Origin of the sequence: Collinsella sp. AF16-8, from assembly GCF_003462695.1 — a bacterium.
Classification (GTDB): Bacteria; Actinomycetota; Coriobacteriia; order Coriobacteriales; family Coriobacteriaceae; genus Collinsella.
The window spans coordinates 486843-504336 of sequence record NZ_QRXX01000001.1 but is presented as its reverse complement, the minus strand read 5'-3'; the positions used below and the strand labels follow the sequence as shown (position 1 = coordinate 504336).

The window sequence follows — 17494 nt, the reverse complement described above, 5'->3', positions numbered from 1 at the left end:
CCGTGTTCCGCTATGCGGTTGTCAATTTGCGAAAGAAATTATGCGTCACCGAAAGAAATGCCTGCTATCGACATCGATGGCCGTACCTATGTCATGAGCGTCATGACATCGATGCCGTGGAGCGACCGCTCGAGTGAGGTTACGGCCGCGATTGCAAAGGCGCTGTTTGATACGCGAGCTGCACTGGCTTAGCGTGTTCGTTTGGCGAGGTCAAACAAAATGCTGGTACCATACCGTGGTTGAGAATTTCGTATAGGTTTGGGGAATGGTATGGCTACCATCGCGATTATCGGTGCGCTCGAAAAAGAGATCATGCAGATTAAGGAAGAGCTGAGCGACGTTTGCGAGGCACGGGAGGCAGGCTTGACCGTTGTGAGCGGCGAGCTCGACGGCCTGACAGTTGTCGCCACAACGGCGGGCATGGGCACGGTGAACGCCGCCGCTGCGACACAGCACCTCATTAGCAAGTATGCTCCGCAGGCTGTTGTGTTTTCGGGCATTGCGGGCGGTTTGAACCCCAAGCTCCATATCGACGACGTGGTCATTGGTAAACGCCTGCGCTATTTGGATACCGATACCGCGCTTATCGCCGAGTCCGCACCGGGGCTCGAGGAGTTTGGCTCGACGCCTGCGCTGGTCGATATTGCCGCCGATGTGCTTGCTGAGCGTGGGTTTGTTGACGCTTCGACAAATGCAGTCGCTTCGAACGAGGGCACCAAGCAGTTCCTGGTCGGCACGATTGCCACGGGTAACCGCTTTGTGACGGGCGCCGTCATGCGCAACGACGCTATCGAGGCGACGCATGCCGATTGTGTCGGCATGGAGGGCGCGGCAATTGCCCATGTCGCAACCAAAAATGGTGTCGATTGCCTGGTGTTGCGCGCTATCAGCGATAATTGTGACGAGGCGTACGATGCAATTTGCGACCGAGAGTTCGATCTGTTCGAGTACGCGCGTGTCGCAAGTAACATCACGCTCGATATCGTCCGCCGCATTGCCGCTGCGCAATAGCGCGCTCTTTTGTAAGAACCTACGACCAAGGAGTGTCCATGGCCGATTCCATTAACTACCAGCTTGCCAAGTTCGTCGCCAGCTACGGCAAGGTTTCGCAGATTCCCGAGTCCACCTGCCCCGAAGTGAGCTTTGTCGGCCGCTCCAATGTGGGCAAGTCGTCGATTATGAACAAGCTCTTTGGCCGCAAGAACCTGGTCAAGGTTTCGAGCACACCGGGCAAGACAAGCAACATCAATTTCTTCGAGGCCGACGACGTGCACTTCGTCGACCTGCCGGGCTATGGTTTCGCCCGTCGTTCTAAGGCCGAGCGCGACCGCTGGGCCGAGCTTATCGGCGACTTTTTCGACTCCGAGCGCAGCTTTAACTTGGTCGTCTCGCTGGTGGACATTCGTCACGACCCCAGCAAGCTCGATCATGACATGATCGACTACCTGCAGGGCAACGAGTTCAACTTTATCGTCTGCCTCACCAAAGCCGACAAGCTCAGCCGCACCCAGCAGGCCCGCCAGGCGGCAGCCATCAAAAAGCAGCTCAACGTCCCGGCCGAAAACGTAATCATCACAAGCTCCCAGACCGGCACCGGCATCGATGAACTCAAGCGCCGCATCGCCGAGGCCTGCCTCTAATCGGGCTGCAACCCCTCAAAAGCTCTCATCTATATCACCCCAGTGATAGTTATTGGTAAACTATCACTGGGGTGATATTTTTTAGGAGGTCGATATGGAGCTTTGGCACGGGTCGGAGGTTGTTGTCGAGCATCCATCGTTGGATAGATGTAAGCAGTTCAACGACTATGGACGTGGGTTTTATTGCACGCCACATGAGGAAATGGCGATGGAATGGGCATGCCGGACCGAGTCCGATGGTATCGCGAATCGATATGAGCTCGATATGGATGGTCTCGCGGTCTTGGATTTGGAGTCCGGGGAGTTTTCAATTCTTAATTGGCTTGCGATTTTGGCCGACAACCGGGAGTTTAATGTCTCGACGCCAGTAGCACGCGAGGGGCTTCGTTATCTGCTGGATAACTGCCTGATTGATATTTCTCCCTATGACGTTATTCGAGGCTATCGCGCCGACGATTCCTACTTTTCGTTTGCAAGACAGTTCGTTAACGGCATGATCTCGCTCAGGCAACTGCAACTCATTATGCGTTTGGGCGATTTGGGCATCCAATACGCTCTTATGAGTGAGCGCGCGTTCTCGGCGATCAGGTTCCGCGATTGGAAGCAGGCCTCGGGAGCTGAGTTTTATCCCAAACGATTTGAGCGAGAACAGAATGCTCGACGTAAGTATCTGGATACGATAAACGGATTTGACACCGAGGGTGTCGACATTAGGGATTTGATGGCAGGGAGGGTCGATTTAAATGATCCAAGAGTTAACGGATTGTGGGCCGAGTAGGACATATCCCGTCTATTACCTCGAGGACGCAATGAACAACCTAGGCGACTGCTTTGACTATGCCGTTAATGATTATGGAGCAGAGGGATCGGAAGTTGCTGAACTCTTTTGCCTCAGCGGCGTAGCTCGCGAGTTCGAACGCGGCAACGCATGGGTCGTATCGGGAAAATCGGGCGTTGAGCTGTTCGCGCTTATCGCTGAAAGATCGGGCTATCAAAACAGGCCTATACCGGACTGCACCTATCGATTTGAGAAGACGCCGGAATATTGGGCGGGCTGGATGCTGGCATACCTGCAGTGGCGTTTAGGGGAGTCTTTCGAAGATCTGCTGCATGTCGTTCCATTTGATGCGCTGCGCGGTCTGTACTATCCCTGGCATGAAGCCTCAGAGGAACGTGTGGCGCGTCTTATTTGCGATATGGCGAAGAAAACACCTCGTCAAACTAAACTGGCGCAAGCAAGAAAGAGGCTCAAGAAAACCCAACAAGACCTGGCATACGAATCGGGCGTATCACTCCGCTCAATCCAAATGTACGAACAGCGCCAGAGAAACATCAACGAAGCATCGGTAACAACCGTAAGGGATATGGCGAAAGTCCTGCACTGCAGCATCGAAGACATCTTAGAGCCAGTCTTTGAATACAAAGAAACTAGCGCAGCCTAAAAGAGATGCTGGCCGCTGATTGCTCAAGTTGCAGTTCGAGCAATTTGAGCAGCGAAGCCGGCTGCCTAGTGGGGGCATGTGGGCCTTCTAGGTATCAAAATCCGCCTACGTATCGAAATGCCCCGCCAAGCTAAAGTGCTCGGCGGGGCATATTTCGATTGACGATGCTAACAGGGGTTGAACTTTAATATGCCGCGAGTAAGAGGCGTCTGCATTTAGCAATTAAAGTAAATTATTCAATTCGGGTGCTCAGCCAGTATTCTCCATTTGAAGCTAAGATTGCGTACGTAATTCCATTTTTGACAGTTGGCGTACCTACGCAGGCAGCGCCAATCTCCTTAGCGTCGGAAAATGAGAGTGTTGGATCAATTGCTTGTATGGTTGCTAATGCTGTCGCCGCGGCATAATCTGAATTTTCGAAGTACATGACTATGTTTTTGAAGCAGTTTTCTGATCCAAGATAGCTGAATAGTAGTTGACTGCTCGAGTCCGAGAAAAAACCTCCAATACCGGCAAGCGTAGAGCCATTTTTTATCTGAAGCTCGAGTCCCGTGCCGCTATCGTCTAACTCGTAACTCGCCTTCATACTGCTGCAATTGGGAATATCGGAGAATTCCTCGTTAAGTCGTTCAATAAAGCCTTCAGGTGAAATTGAAAACGATCCGTCGCCAAGAAAGGAAGTAATTTCCTTTTCGTTGCGGGTGTCAACGACCTCTCCGCATCTCCCGCATTCTCGAATTTCCTTCGAGGTGGCGTCAACGTAATCGACTTCGGTAGTCCAAGAACCTGGTTGATGCCCAAGGGGTTTCCCTTCGGTTTTGCCGCAGCGTTGACAGGTCTTCGGAACCGTGCATGTTGCTTCTTCCCATTCATGTCCGAGCGGTTTCCCCTCGGTTTTGCCGCAACTTTTACAGGTGCGAGGGCTTGTACAGTTTGCATTGGTCCAAAGTTTGTGGGTGCAAAACATTTGAGGAAACAGCATGGGTAAGCAGAAGATGACGGCAACTAACGCAGCAGTTGCGATAGCCGCTCGTTTATTACCACCAAGTTTGTTAATGGCACTCGTTAGAAGTAAATCGTCCTCTTCCTTATTGCATGTGGCACCGTCTTCATTTGATGATCGATCGTCAGGGGAGGTGGTGTCGTCAGCACCATCAGAAACCTGCTTCCCTTCGATATTCGGCTTCTGTTCATCAGATGCACTGGGCGTTTGCTCACTATTGGGCTCTTTCATCTCGTCATCCATGCTTATCGAGTCCCCTCTCTCGTTTCAAATGTGCGATGCGAACAATTGCGATAAGTGAAACAGATACTCACATGAATATATCCTAGTTTGGGATATATCAAAATGGAATATAGCGTAAACGGTATGAACGTTGATGCTAATAGGACATGCGGAAAGTGCCTCTCCCAGATTCGTCGGGAACAAGGTATCACTCAGGTTGAACTCGCAAAGAAACTGAGGGTACCTCAGTCGTTCATCTCGAAAGTCGAAACCGGGGAACGCAGTCTTAGGGTTTATGAGCAGTTCGCCTATGCAGAGGCACTTGGAATTACCGTCGGAGTTCTCGTGCAAAGACTTGAGGCGGTTCTGAGCAGCGGAGATAAATAGATTGCGCCGCGAATCGGGCGATAATTAAATCAGCGAATGCGATTATCCTGTCGAGGCTGCGAAGCCCCAAGGGGACCGGTGAGAGCAATGAGGCAGGGCGCTACAGGTACTCGATTTGAGCGCCCTCGGTGTCGCACGTCAGAATGTGCGTGTCACACTTGGGGAACTGTTCACGCAGTTTGACCTGTAGGAACTTTGCCACGATGGTGTCGTCAGTCACGGCCATGAGGGTCGAGCCCGAACCACTGATCCAGATGGTCTTAGCGCCGCCGTTAAGGCAGGTGTCGCGCACGGCGTTGTAGTCGGGGATGAGGCGACGGCGATACGGCTCTTGGATGCGGTCGTCGTTGGCGGCGGCAATCAGATCCAGGTCGCCGGTCTCCAGGCCGCGCGTCATGCCGGCGATGCGGCCCATTTGCCATACGGCGGTGGAGAGTGGAATCTCCTGCGGCACAACCTTGCGCGCCTCGCTCGTATGTACCTCGTAGGGCGGAATCACGGTAATAAAACGCAAGCGATCGCTCACCTCGTAGCGCAGGCACTGGGGGAGCGAATCGGTCGGCGTAAAGGAGCAGACGGCGCCGCCCAGGATGGCGGGGGCGACGTTATCGGGATGGCCCTCGACCTCGGTGGCAATGCGGACGAGCTCGGCGCGGTCGACGGTGTGGCCTGTCAGCGCGGCGGCGGCCATAATGCCGGCGACGACGCAGGTTGAGCTGGAGCCCAGGCCGCGGGCGACGGGAACGTCAGTCTGAATGTCGATGGCGACGGGGAAGGCCGGCTCGCCCCATGCGGCCAGTGCGTCGACAAAGCTCACGTAGACTAGGTTGTTCTCGTTTTGAAACTCCTCGGGGCAGCCCGTGATGGTGAGCTTGTCGGCGCGCTCGAAGGTGAAGTGCGAGTAGAGGCTGACGGCCATGCCGAGGGTGTCGTAGCCGATGCCTAGGTTTGCGCTGGTGGCGGGGACGGTGATCTTGATCATGGGAATCTCCTGGGCGGTCTGCCTGTTTAGTTCGCTGCTCGGGCAGTCCTGGCTCGCTCGGAAAGCACATTAAGTGCTTTCCGGCTCGTGCGGAACTCGCGACGAACTAAACAGGCAGACCCGCATGTCAGTTCGTCATCATCCCGGTGGGTTTCTGATAAAAGAAGGTGCGCCGGCTTTCGCCGGCGCTTAATAAGGGGTTTAGTTGGTGCTCATTCGTTTTGCTGCAGACTCGACGTAGCTTGCCATCTCATCGACGTCGCAGACGTCTTCGAAACGGACGGGTTTGGATTCGAGTTCGGCGAGCTGGGTCGGGGCGACCGTGTTGGTGGCCTGCTCGAGCACACGCATAGCCTCAAAATCATCCTCGGGAACGTCGAGCCCCAGGGCGTCGCAGCAGGCGCGTGGGAACTTGTAGGGGCTGGCGGTCGAAAGCAGCACGCGGGCCTTGGCGCCCTCGGCGGAAGCGACCTGCTCAAAGACGTGGTAGCCGCAAGCGGTGTGCGGGTCGATCACGTAGCCGTTCGCGTCCCAGCAGCTCTTGATGGCAGCGCGGACCTCGTCCTCGCTGGCCCAACCGCAGCCAAAGACGCTCTGAATCTTTGCCAGCAGTTCGGCGGGTACCTCGTAGCGGCCGGTCTGGGCAAGCTGCTCCATAAGGCCGGCAACGAGCTCACAGTCGCCGTCGGACAGGAAGTAGAGCATGCGCTCCAGGTTGGAGCTAATAAGGATGTCCATCGACGGCGAGATGGTCGTGAAGAACGGACGGTTGCGGTCGTAGACGCCGGTGGTCAGGAAGTCAGCCAGAACGTTGTTCTTGTCGCTCGCGACGATGAGCTTGGCGACGGGCAGACCCATGCGCTTGGCATAGTAGCCGGCCAGGATATCGCCAAAGTTGCCGGTCGGCACGCAGAACTCCACGGCATCGCCGGCCTTGATGGCGCCGGCGCGCAGCAGCTGCGCATAGGCGGCAAAGTAGTAGACAACCTGCGGCACCAGGCGGCCGACGTTGATGGAGTTGGCGCTCGAGAGCACCGTGCCGGCGGCCTCCAAGCGCTCGGCAAGTTCCTTATCGGCAAAGATGCGCTTGACGGCACTCTGGGCGTCGTCGAAGTTGCCGCGGATACCGCAGACGGCGACGTTATCGCCCTCCTGAGTGGACATCTGCAGGTTCTGGACGCGGCTGACCTTGCCCTCGGGATAAAAGACAGTGATGCCCGTGCCCGGAGCGTCGGCAAAGCCGGCGAGTGCTGCCTTGCCCGTGTCGCCCGACGTGGCGGTGACGATCATGATGCGCTCGGCGCCGCCGTCCTTGGCGGAGGTGCGGGCCATAAGGCGGGGGAGCATCTGCAGGGCGACGTCCTTGAAGGCGCTCGTGGGGCCGCCAAAGAGTTCCATCACATAGGTCTGAGGGGCGTCAGCGCCCGGCGCAGCGTCGAGTTTGACGAGCGGCGTAACCTCTTCGCTTGCGAACGTGCCGCGGTATGCCTCGTCGACACACGCCGAAATTTCTTCGGCCGTGTAATCATTCAGTAACATTCCCAACACATCTTGAGCGATTTCAAAGTACGATTTATCTGCAAGCGAGCTGATATCGACCTGCTGGGTGCCAAGCTCGTCCGAGACAAACAAACCCCCGTCGGGAGCGATGCCGGTGCGGATTGCCACCTTACTTGAGCACGATAAAGTGCGTCCTCGTGTACTATGATAAGTTCCCATATAACACTGCTCCTCGGATGCCTTGGTCCCAATCGGTGAAACCATGGTATCAGAGCGCGCAAAACAGGTTTGCAGAGGCTTTTAGAAAGGTAACCTCCAGCCCATGATTAAGATTGCCAAGTTTGGCGGCTCGTCTGTCGCCGACGCCGAACACTTTAAGAAGATCAAGGCCATTGTCGATGCCGATCCGGCCCGCCGTTTTGTGGTGGTTTCTGCCTGCGGTCGCCGCTTTAAGGGCGACACCAAGGTGACCGACCTGCTCTACCTGGTTAACGCGCACGTTAAGTACCACGTGTCGTGCGAGGAGCTGCTCGAGGACATTGGGCAGCGCTATTTTGATATCGCTGACGAGCTGGAGCTCACCTATCCCATCCGCGAGGAGTTCGCGGCCTTTGCCGAGCGCGCCCGCTCGGGCGGCTACTCCACCGAGGAGCTCGTGAGTCGTGGCGAGTACTTCACCGCTCGCCTGATGGCCGAGTATCTGGGCCTGCCGTTCCTGGACGCCGCGACGGTCGTGGCGTTCCATCACGACGGTACGCTCAGCATGAACCGCACCTCCGAGCTGGTGCAGGAGTACGGTCAGCAGGGCGGCTTTGTCATGCCCGGTTTCTACGGCGCGACGCGTGAGGGTCAAATCAAGCTGCTCGACCGTGGCGGCGGCGATATCTCGGGCTCGATCCTGGCCAAGTGCCTGGGCGCCGACCTGTACGAGAACTGGACCGACGTTTCGGGCTTCTATTCTGCTGATCCTCGCATTGTGCCCGAGGCTCAGCCCATCGCCCGCGTTACCTACGAGGAGCTGCGCGAGCTTTCGTACATGGGTGCAAGCGTCCTGCACGAGGAGGCCGTGTTCCCTGTGCGCGAGGCAGGCATTCCACTGGTCATCAAGAACACCAATGCGCCGCAGGACCCCGGCACCATCATTAGCGAGACGGCTGACGAGGGTGAGGCAGAGCCCATCATTACCGGCGTGACCGGTAAGCGCGGCTTTGTCGCCATCAACGTTGCCCGCGACCGTACCAAGCCGCGCGTCGGCTTTATGCGCCGTGCGCTTTCGGTCTTCGAACGCTATGACGTTTCCGTCGAGCACATGCCCACCGGTGTCGACCGCTTTGGTGCTGTGGTGCAGGAGCAGGACGTGCGCGATTCGCTGTACTCGCTCGTAGGCGACATTCAGCAGGAGGTCGAGCCGCTCGAGATCGAGGTGGTCGAGGGCTTGGCACTTATCGCGACCGTCGGTCGTAACCTGCGCGGCCGTGCAGGTATCTCGGGCCACCTGTTTGGCATGCTTGGCCAGGCGGGCGTGAGCGTGCGTATGATTTCGCAGAGCTGCGATGAGATCAATATCATTATCGGCGTCGAGGAGAAGGACTTCGACTTGGCGATTCAGACCATTTACCGTGCCTTCTCCGACGAGAACGGCATTGTGAAAGTCGCGGACCTGGAGGCTCCCGCGCCGGTCGAACCCGCCCTGGCCGCCCTCCACAAGTAGCGGCCATTCCGGCAGATTTTGGGACATGCCCCAAAATCTGCCGTGGGGCGTTTCATTTCGGTTTCGTTTCGACGGGGCGGGTTTCATGCCCGTCCCGTTTTTGTATAAACTGGGCAAGAACATTTAGCCTGCTCGGCGTGCGGGCAAAAGCCACAACCTTAAAAGGGGGAAGCATGAAACAGTACACGGTTGCTATTTTGGGCGCGACGGGAGCTGTTGGCACCCAGATGCTCGAGTGTCTCAACGAGCAGGAGTTCCCGGTCGGCAAGCTCAAGCTGCTAGCGAGCGCGCGCTCTGCGGGCAAGACCGTCGAGTTCCGCGGCGAGCAGGTTGTGATCGAGGAAGCTTGCCCCGAGGCCTTTGAGGGCTGCGACATCGTACTCGGCGCTGCCGGCGACGATATCGCGAAGGAGCTGCTGCCCGAGGCCGTCAAGCGTGGCGCCATCGTGGTAGACAACAGCCATGCCTTCCGCATGGATCCCGAGGTGCCGCTGGTCGTGCCCGAGATCAATGCCGACGATATCAAGTGGCATCACGGCCTTATCGCCAATCCCAACTGCGCGACTATCATCGGCCTGGTTCCCACGTGGCCGCTGCATCAGCTCGCCGGCGTGAAGCGCATGATCGTCTCGACGTATCAGGCGGCTTCGGGTGCCGGCGCTCCCGGTATGGCCGAGCTCGAGGCTCAGCTGGCCGCCCTGGGTCGCGGCGAGGAGATTCCCGAGCCGCGTGCATTTGCCGCCCAGCTGGCGAGCAACCTGATTCCGCAGATTGGCGGCGTCAAGGAGGAGGGCTTTACCTCCGAGGAGATGAAGCTGCAAAACGAGGGCCGCAAGATCATGCATCTGCCCGAGCTGCGCGTGAACTGCACCTGCGTGCGCGTGCCCGTGCTGCGTTCGCACTCCGAGAGCATTACGCTCGAGTTTGAGCGCGATATTACGGTCGAGGAGGCCCGTGCTGCGCTGGCTGCCGCTCCCGGCGTCAAGCTGGTTGACGATCTGGGTGCCGAGGGTGCACACGACCGCTTCCCCATGCCGATGGATACGTCCGACCAGGACCTGATTTGGGTCGGCCGCGTGCGTCGCGACATCTCGAACCCCGAGGCCGCGCGCGGCATCACCTTCTGGTGCTGCGGCGACCAAATCCGTAAGGGCGCGGCAACCAACGCCGTCCAGATCGCTAAGCTGCTCTGCGAGTAGTTTGACCTGTCCGGCGGGGGCCGGGCTTGGTTTTCAGAACGTCCTCGACCATGTGTGGCGCCTTGTCTTGCTCCTTCGGAGCCGCGGACAAGGCGCCACACTGGTCTGCGGAATGTTCTGAAAACCAAGCCCGGCCCCCGCCTGCGGTGACGCTGTTGCGAGCGCTCTGCGATGGGGACGTTGTTGGTTGGGGCCGCTGGGCTGATGTGGGGGCGCGTGGTTGTTGCGGGCTCTGGTCCCGGCGGCGGCCTCGGCGCTTCGCGCCTGCCGCCTGGGTCTACTGCGGGGCCGTGGCGGCAGCGGCGGCGCTTCGCGCCTGCTGCCTGGGGTGACTTTGGGCTTGGTGCGAATTGAGGTCTAATACTTTTCCCGTGAAGTGAACGACCTTATTTGGACCCCCGAAGCATTGGCATATTTTGACCGCTATTTCCTGCGGTTTTGCAGCGCGAATCCTGCGGTTTTTTGGTCTAAAGGTGTGGATGCTCCGGGGCTTCGTTTTTACTCGTTCACTTCTCGGGAAAGTATTAGAGCTCAGCTGGCGGGGGTACCGCCCTGGCGTCGAAGCCCCGCGTCTTCTTCGCTTGATTGGGAAAAACAGCCTCGCTGAAGTAATTGCGAGCCCGCCCGGACGTATCTGCGGGGGTTGTCTGCACAGTTCGCGGTATTATGTTTGCTGAGTTTTGAAAGGAGCCGCTGGTGGTCACGACGACATTTGCCTCGCCTTTGGGCGAAATCCTGCTTGCCGCTGATGGCCGCGGTTTGACGGGGCTTTGGTTTGAGGGGCAGGAGCACTTTGGCTCTACGCTGCTCAAAGAGGATGCGGAGTATGTCGTAGGTACCGATGCGGTTTCTGGTACCGGTGGGATGTCTTCGGTGAGTCCGGCAAATGGTGTGGCCTCTTCGGTGCTTGAGCGTTCATGGGCTTGGCTGAATGCTTATTTTGCGGGGCAGGAGCCTCGGTTTACGCCGCCGTTGCATTTGATTGGCACGGCGTTTCAGCGCGAGGTTTGGTTTGAGCTGCTTTCTATCCCGCGTGGCGAGGTCGCTACGTATGGCGAGATCGCCCAGCGTGTTGCGGCTCGACATCGTGTGCCGGGAAACGAGGCACCCGTTGTATCTCCTCGCGCGGTGGGGGCTGCGGTTGCGCGTAACCCCATTTCGATTATCGTGCCATGCCATCGCGTGGTCGCGGCCGACGGATCGCTCAACGGATACGCCGGTGGACTGGATCGCAAAGAATGGCTGCTGCGCCTCGAGGGTGCCTATCTATAAGCTGCAGGCGGCCGCAACGCCCATGCGGCAAGCGCGCTCGCTGTACGGGCGTTGTTTGCAGGGCGAGATGTGAAGCCGCCCGTTCCTTAAGTCCGACTAAGCTATAACCTTGCTTTTTTAAATATGCTCATCGACCTGCTAAGGCAGCACTAAGGCGAGTGCGGGTGCGCTATTATCGGCGCTCACGGAGCGCTTGGTGTTCTTGGCACGCATGGACGAGGGCTCGGCGGGCTTTACCATGGCGTCGATCGATCTTTCGGAGGCGGTGAACAAGGTGGCGGCGCCGTTTAAGTCGGTGGCGGTCTCAGGCGGTAAACGCCTGTCGACGTCGATTGCGACCGGCGTGCGGACCCATGCCGATGCCGCGGCGGTGGCGCAGGTGGTTGAGTTGCTACTGGACAACGCCACGCGCTATGCGAGCGAGGGCAGCGTGATTGAGCTGAGCCTGTGCGCCGTTTCGCACGGCAAAGGCAAGGGCGCCGCCGAGCTTGTCGTATCGAACGCCGTGGACGAGCTGCCCGAGGGCGACCTGGACCGATTGTTCGATCGCTTCTATCGTGCGGATGCGTCGCGCAGCTCCAAGACGGGTGGCTCGGGCGTGGGCCTGTCCGTGGTGCGTGCCATCGCCGAGGCCCATGGAGGCGCCGCCACCGTATCCGGTCACGGCAACCAGATCACCTTCACCGTTTGCCTTTAAAACCTGCCAAAAAGGAACAGGTTTATTTTGGCAGGTTTTATCTGGGGAAACGTCCGCAGGAGAGGGCATGGGCGGTGTGAACATATGCATCTCTACCTGCTAAAATATAGGCATCGTTATTCGGCTCCTGAGTGGAAAGGAGACGGTCATGCAGTACGAGATCGGCGGAGGGGCTTTCCCGGTTGTTACGTGCAACCTTAGCGATGGCGAATCCATGATCACCGAAAGCGGCGCCATGGCTTGGATGACCCCCAACATGGAAATGTCTACCTCGGGCGGTGGCATCGGCAAGATGTTCTCCAAGGCTTTTTCGGGTGAGGCATTGTTCCAAAACATTTGGACCGCGCGTGGCGATGGCATGATCGCGTTTGGCTCCTGCTTCCCCGGCCGCATCGTGCCAATCGAGATCGGTCCGGGCAAGAGCTGGATTTTGCAGAAGCGTTCGTTCCTTGCCGCGGAAAGTGGCGTCGAGTTGAGCATTCACTTTAACAAGAAGGCAAAGGCCGGCGTCTTTGGCGGCGAGGGCTTTATCATGCAGAAGCTCACGGGCTCGGGTGTTGCTTTTGCCGAGATCGACGGCGACCTGGTTGAGTACGAGCTCGCTGCTGGCCAGCAGATGATTGTGGATACCGGCAACGTGGCCGGCTTTGAGGAGACCGTGAGCATCGACGCTCAAATGGTCAAGGGCGTCAAAAACATCATGTTTGGTGGCGAGGGCGTGTTCAACACCGTGCTCACCGGTCCCGGTCGCATCTGGTTGCAGACGATGCCCATTTCCAATCTTGCGGCAGCAGTGGCCTCGATGACCAACAACAATAACTAGTCCGCATAGGATAGCGCGCGGCGGGCTTACCCTGTCGCGCGCTTTTTTGCTGGCAAACGCCTCGCTTATAGAGTGTGGCTGCGCTGCTACAGCGAGCGTCGTCATCTCGTCACCCTGATAGCTTGCGGCAAGCGTGGCAATGAGGAGTGAGAATTTGAGTGCTCAGTCCCAAGGCATAATGGCGGCCATGCCAACAAGCAAAAACGAGTTGCCGGTGTCACGGAAAGGCAGGCGTCGGTCGATTCCACGTGAGACGGCTGTGCCGATCTGCACGGCCGCCCCTGCGCGTCCCGCGCTGCCCCCAAAGAGGTACGTTTCCCCTTATAAAACCTGCCAAAATAAACCTGTCCCTTTTTGGTAGGTGGGAAATGGGTAATACTAAAGAGTTATCCGACCAGATGGGAATTAATCGATGGCCTATATCGAATTCAAAGACGTCATCAAGGCATACGGCGAGGGCGATGCCCGCATCCACGCGCTCGACGGCGCGAGCTTTACGGTCGAGCGCGGCGAGCTCGCCATCATTTTGGGTGCTTCGGGTGCCGGCAAGACCACGGCCCTCAACATTCTGGGCGGCATGGACACGGCAACTTCTGGCACCGTGACGGTGGACGGGCGTGACGTGAGCTCTGCCAACGAGGCTCAGCTTGTGGAATACCGTCGCGCTGACGTCGGCTTTGTCTTTCAGTTCTACAATCTGGTCCCTAACCTGACGGCGCTTGAGAACGTCGAACTCGCGGCGCAAATCTGCCCCGATTCGCTCGATGCCGAGCAAACGCTTTGCCAGGTTGGCCTGGGCGAGCGCCTCGCCAACTTCCCCGCGCAGCTATCGGGCGGCGAGCAGCAGCGCGTGTCCATTGCCCGCGCGCTGGCCAAGAACCCCAAGCTGCTTTTGTGCGACGAGCCCACGGGTGCACTCGACTACAAAACCGGCAAGCAGATTTTGCAGTTGCTGCAGGACACCTGCCGCAAGCAGGGCATCACGGTCATTATCATCACCCATAACTCCGCGCTGGCGCCCATGGCCGATCGCCTGATCCGCTTTAAGAGCGGCCGCGTGGAGAGCGAGACGGTCCAGCAAAATCCCGTGTCTATCGAGACAATCGAGTGGTAGCGCCCATGGACCAGGACCGCCAAAACAGCCAAAACCACGATACGGAGCACGCGGGCCGCGACCGGGAGTTCGCGACCTACCGTACCGCCCAAAGCTCAAACGATATGGTGCCGACGGTATTTCGCCGTGGCATCTACCGCACAATCCGCGGCAGTCTTAAGCGCTTCCTATCTATCGTGGTCATCACCGCGCTCGGCGTGAGCGTGATGTGCGGCCTCAAGGCGGGTTGCGAGGATCTGTGCGATTCGGTCGACGCCTACTTCGACCAGCAAAATGTCTATGACATTAACGTGCAGTCGACCTATGGCCTGACTGACGATGATCTCGACGCCATCCAAGAGGTCGATGGCGTCGAAACGGCCGAGGGCATCTACGCCGAGACCGCCTACACCGCCGTGGGCACAACGCGCGAGCGCGTGGTCGTGCAAAGTCTCTCCAAGGAGAACATCGATCAGCCGGTGCTCGTGAACGGCGATTTGCCCGAGAGCGCCGATGAAGTCGCGGTGACTTCGAAGTTCCTGAAGTCTTCGGGCAAAAAGCTCGGCGATACGGTGAGTTTTGCCGCCAATGACGCGAGCTCGTCGAACCAAAGCGCCAAGGATCAGTTTGCCGCGGGCGATTACACCATTACGGCCGAGGTCCTCGATCCCACTGATGTGAGCTCCGACTCGACAGTCAACGCCTTTCGCGCTGCTTCGGCGGCGGACTATAAGTTCTATGTGAGCGAGGACGCCGCGACGTCGTCGTCCTATTCCGCAGTCCACGTAGTCGTCGAAGGAGCCAAGAGCCTCAACTCCTATTCGGATGCCTACGCGGCAAAGATCAACAAGGTCAAGGGCAATATAGAGAAGATCCGCGAGGAGCGTGAGAAGGCGCGCGCTCAGGAGCTGACAGTCGACACGCCGGCAAGCTTGGATGCGGCCGAGCGCCAGGCGAATATGCTCTTTGGGATTGAGCAGGACAACATCAATCGCATGGCCCAGGGCAGCGAGGAACGCGTCCAGGCTCAGGCCGACCTGGATCAGCGCCGCGCCGCCGCCGACCAGCAGTTTGCCGATGCCCGCGCCGAGCTTTCCGATTTGGGTGAATGCACGTGGTACATCCAGGACCGCGACAATATCGCAAGCTACTCAAGCGTGGAGAGCGATAGCTCGTCAATTGAGGCTATTGCGACGGTGTTCCCGTTCATCTTCTTTATCGTCGCCGTGCTCATCAGCCTCACCACCGCCACGCGTATGGTCGAGGAGGAGCGCACGCTCATTGGCCTGTACAAGGCGCTCGGCTACTCGCGCGAGCGCATCCTGTCCAAATACGTGGACTATGCGCTGTGGGCGTGCCTGATTGGCGGCGTGCTCGGCAATATCATCGGCTTTGTGGGCCTGCCGCTGTTCCTGTTTACGGTGTTCGACGACATGTACTCGCTGCCCCAGATGCTGCTTTCGTACGACATCGTGTCCTCGATCGTCTCGGTGGCGCTGTTTGCCGTGGGCGTGGTGGGCGCCACAATTATCGCCTGCCGCCACGAGATGGCCGAGACCCCGGCCTCGCTCATGCGCCCCAAGGCCCCGCGCGCCGGCTCGCGCATCCTACTTGAGCGCATCGGCTTTATCTGGCGCCGCATGGGCTTTTTGAACAAGGTGGCTGCGCGCAACCTGTTCCGTTACAAAAAGCGTGCCTTTATGACCATCTTTGGCATCGCGGGTTGCACCGCGCTTGTGATCTGCGGTATGGGTATTCGCGATACGTCGGTGGCGCTTTCGCCCAAACAGTACGGGCATATCACGCGTTATGACTTGCTGGCGGTCGCCAACCCCGATGACTTTACGCAGACGTGCGCGGCGTTGGATGAGCGCAGCGCGGCCAATGATTCCAACGTGACCGTGACTTCGACGCTGCCGATTATGACCGACAACGTCACCTTTACGTTTGGCGGCAAGAGCGAGACCGTGCAGCTGATCGTGGTGCCCGATGACCGCACGAACGACCTGGACGACTATGTGCGCCTCGAGGACGAGTCCAAAGAGCCGCTGTCTTTGCGTGACGGAGACGTGTATCTGAGTAAGAGTTCACAGCTGGTGCTGGGGATTCAGCCGGGCGATACGGCATACGTCCAGGATTCGTCGCTCAATGTTGCCAAGGTCAAAGTCAGTGACATTTCGCTTAACTATCTTGGCAACACGCTTTACATGACGCAGGGCACCTATGAGCGCGCGTTCGGTCGAAGCGCACGCCTCAACGGCGTCTTTGTGCTGCTTAAGGGCTCGTCGGCCGACCAGATTGCGTTTAGCAAGAAGCTTAAGAGCGACGGTTGGCTCACCATCTCGAGCACGGCCGAACATTGGCAGAACTACGAGGCGAACTTTGCGATCATCAATTCGGTCGTGGTGCTCGTGACTTTTATGGCGGCATGCCTGTCGTTTGTGGTGGTGTTTACGCTGTCCAACACGAATATCTCCGAGCGCGAACGCGAGCTGGCGACCATCAAGGTGCTGGGCTTCCGCCGTGGCGAGGTGCACCATTACGTCAACAAGGAGACGTTGATCCTCACGGCAATTGGCGCCGCGCTGGGCGTGCCACTGGGCGGCTTGCTGGCCGAGAGTTTTACGTACATTTTGCAGATGCCGTCGCTGTACTTTGACGTCGAAGTCGAGCCGCTAAGCTACGTGCTCGCCGTGGTGCTTTCCTTTGGCTTTACGTTTATCGTCAACCTAGCCACCAATCGTACCCTCAACAAGATCGACATGGTCGGCGCCCTCAAGAGCGCCGAGTGACCTGCCAAAAAGGGACAGGTTTATTTTGGCAGGTTTTATCTGCGCAAACGCCGGACAACCATTGTCGCTGCCACAATGACAGGATAAGGAACAAGGGCATTTTCCGGGTAGCCGGGTTCGTTACCATTCGTCCCATTCATCAGCATTTTCCTCCAGATATTTTCTTAATTTCTCAAAAGAGCTTGTCCGCCTGTACTGTATCGTGCTTCTCGACGTGTTGAACAGCTCCGCAATCTCGGTATCGTTCATTCCCTCGAAGTAATACAGCAATATGGCTTTGCGCTTTTCTTCCGGCAAAGTACGGATTGCTTCAAGAAGCAGCTTTGGCGTGATTTTCTTCCCGGCTTTCTCAAAGACGGTTTCGGCGGCTTCACGTTTGAAATATTCATCAAACGTATGAAGCTGCCGCGCTTCGTCTAAGGTCATGTCGGAAAAGGTCACTTCCTTTGCCTTGTGTCTGCGAAGTTCTCTATGGGTGTCGCAAGCTTCATTGTGCAATACCGTATTACAAAACTTCTGAAAAGCACACTGTTTGTAAAACTCCCTGCTATTAGGTTCCACATTCTCACCTCCTTTCTCGTTGGAAAGTTGGTGGTGCTTCCCCCCTTTTCGCGGGGCAATACGGCGTTTTTCAAAAACGCCGAAGATTTTTTGAAATTTCTTCAAAAATTTTTTGAACGTACAAAATGCGCCCGTCCGAAAAGCCCGGACGGGCGCATAGGCATTGTAAG

Annotated in this window: 17 protein-coding genes and 2 pseudogenes; 13 read left to right on the top strand and 6 right to left on the bottom strand. The window is 57.6% G+C overall.

Translation table 11 applies throughout. The features are described 5' to 3' along the window. The 5 genes from DWW73_RS10245 to DWW73_RS02285 all read left to right on the top strand — a co-directional run. A partial coding sequence (locus tag DWW73_RS10245) for a hypothetical protein (RefSeq protein ID WP_233509090.1) occupies positions 1–192 on the top strand: 192 nt, incomplete at its 5' end. A 78-nt stretch (positions 193–270) separates the two neighbouring features. Next, complete coding sequence (gene mtnN, locus DWW73_RS02300) at positions 271–1011, top strand: 5'-methylthioadenosine/S-adenosylhomocysteine nucleosidase (protein ID WP_117778630.1); 741 nt, start codon at positions 271–273, stop codon at positions 1009–1011. 38 nt (positions 1012–1049) lie between these two features. Beyond that, positions 1050–1640, top strand: coding sequence for a ribosome biogenesis GTP-binding protein YihA/YsxC (gene yihA / locus DWW73_RS02295; RefSeq protein WP_055252447.1), 591 nt, complete (start codon positions 1050–1052; stop codon positions 1638–1640). Positions 1641–1734: 94 nt separating this feature from the next. Further along, positions 1735–2418: a DUF3990 domain-containing protein gene (locus DWW73_RS02290; protein ID WP_117778629.1), complete on the top strand. Its 684-nt coding sequence runs from the start codon at positions 1735–1737 to the stop codon at positions 2416–2418. 31 nt (positions 2419–2449) lie between these two features. Continuing rightward, positions 2450–3082, top strand: coding sequence for a helix-turn-helix transcriptional regulator (locus DWW73_RS02285; RefSeq protein ID WP_117564737.1), 633 nt, complete (start codon positions 2450–2452; stop codon positions 3080–3082). 232 nt (positions 3083–3314) lie between these two features. Here the strand turns inward: DWW73_RS02285 and DWW73_RS02280 are convergent, their stop codons facing one another. Next, on the bottom strand, positions 3315–4328 hold the full coding sequence (locus DWW73_RS02280) for a hypothetical protein (RefSeq protein ID WP_117778628.1): 1014 nt from the start codon (positions 4326–4328) through the stop codon (positions 3315–3317). Positions 4329–4430: 102 nt separating this feature from the next. Here DWW73_RS02280 and DWW73_RS02275 point away from each other — a divergent pair, with 102 nt between their 5' ends. Continuing rightward, positions 4431–4694 (top strand): helix-turn-helix domain-containing protein, encoded by a 264-nt coding sequence (locus DWW73_RS02275; RefSeq protein WP_231501614.1) that lies wholly within the window; start codon positions 4431–4433, stop codon positions 4692–4694. A gap of 100 nt (positions 4695–4794) precedes the next feature. Here the strand turns inward: DWW73_RS02275 and thrB are convergent, their stop codons facing one another. Beyond that, positions 4795–5676, bottom strand: coding sequence for a homoserine kinase (gene thrB, locus DWW73_RS02270; RefSeq protein WP_006234874.1), 882 nt, complete (start codon positions 5674–5676; stop codon positions 4795–4797). A gap of 201 nt (positions 5677–5877) precedes the next feature. Further along, entirely contained in the window at positions 5878–7395 is a 1518-nt protein-coding gene (gene thrC, locus DWW73_RS02265) for a threonine synthase (RefSeq protein WP_117778627.1), read from the bottom strand. 103 nt (positions 7396–7498) lie between these two features. On the opposite strand from thrC, the gene DWW73_RS02260 reads away from it, so the two are divergent. From DWW73_RS02260 to DWW73_RS02240, 5 genes are all read left to right on the top strand, one after another. Then, positions 7499–8887: an aspartate kinase gene (locus DWW73_RS02260; RefSeq protein WP_117778626.1), complete on the top strand. Its 1389-nt coding sequence runs from the start codon at positions 7499–7501 to the stop codon at positions 8885–8887. A gap of 173 nt (positions 8888–9060) precedes the next feature. Continuing rightward, complete coding sequence (locus tag DWW73_RS02255) at positions 9061–10086, top strand: aspartate-semialdehyde dehydrogenase (RefSeq protein ID WP_117778625.1); 1026 nt, start codon at positions 9061–9063, stop codon at positions 10084–10086. 696 nt (positions 10087–10782) lie between these two features. After that, on the top strand, positions 10783–11358 hold the full coding sequence (locus DWW73_RS02250) for a methylated-DNA--[protein]-cysteine S-methyltransferase (protein ID WP_233509089.1): 576 nt from the start codon (positions 10783–10785) through the stop codon (positions 11356–11358). Between the two features lie 196 nt (positions 11359–11554). Then, on the top strand, positions 11555–12055 hold the full coding sequence (locus DWW73_RS02245) for a cell wall metabolism sensor histidine kinase WalK (RefSeq protein WP_117778623.1): 501 nt from the start codon (positions 11555–11557) through the stop codon (positions 12053–12055). A 148-nt stretch (positions 12056–12203) separates the two neighbouring features. Next, a complete protein-coding gene (locus tag DWW73_RS02240; protein WP_117629922.1) occupies positions 12204–12878 on the top strand; it encodes a TIGR00266 family protein in 675 nt (224 codons plus the stop codon). Positions 12879–13040: 162 nt separating this feature from the next. On the opposite strand, the pseudogene DWW73_RS10400 reads toward DWW73_RS02240, so the two are convergent. Then, positions 13041–13181, bottom strand: a pseudogene (locus DWW73_RS10400) (hypothetical protein); the annotation flags it as partial. 109 nt (positions 13182–13290) lie between these two features. Here DWW73_RS10400 and DWW73_RS02230 point away from each other — a divergent pair. Further along, positions 13291–13992, top strand: a complete 702-nt coding sequence (locus tag DWW73_RS02230) for an ABC transporter ATP-binding protein (protein WP_117774146.1) — start codon at positions 13291–13293, stop codon at positions 13990–13992. Between the two features lie 5 nt (positions 13993–13997). Continuing rightward, positions 13998–16763 (top strand): FtsX-like permease family protein, encoded by a 2766-nt coding sequence (locus DWW73_RS02225; RefSeq protein ID WP_233509088.1) that lies wholly within the window; start codon positions 13998–14000, stop codon positions 16761–16763. Positions 16764–16825: 62 nt separating this feature from the next. Here DWW73_RS02225 and DWW73_RS02220 read toward each other — a convergent pair. Then, positions 16826–16903: pseudogene (locus DWW73_RS02220) on the bottom strand (helix-turn-helix domain-containing protein); the annotation flags it as partial. Then, positions 16884–17324, bottom strand: coding sequence for an RNA polymerase sigma factor (locus DWW73_RS02215; protein ID WP_002569188.1), 441 nt, complete (start codon positions 17322–17324; stop codon positions 16884–16886). The gene DWW73_RS02215 and the pseudogene DWW73_RS02220, both read right to left, overlap by 20 nt. Between the last annotated feature and the right edge of the window lie 170 nt (positions 17325–17494).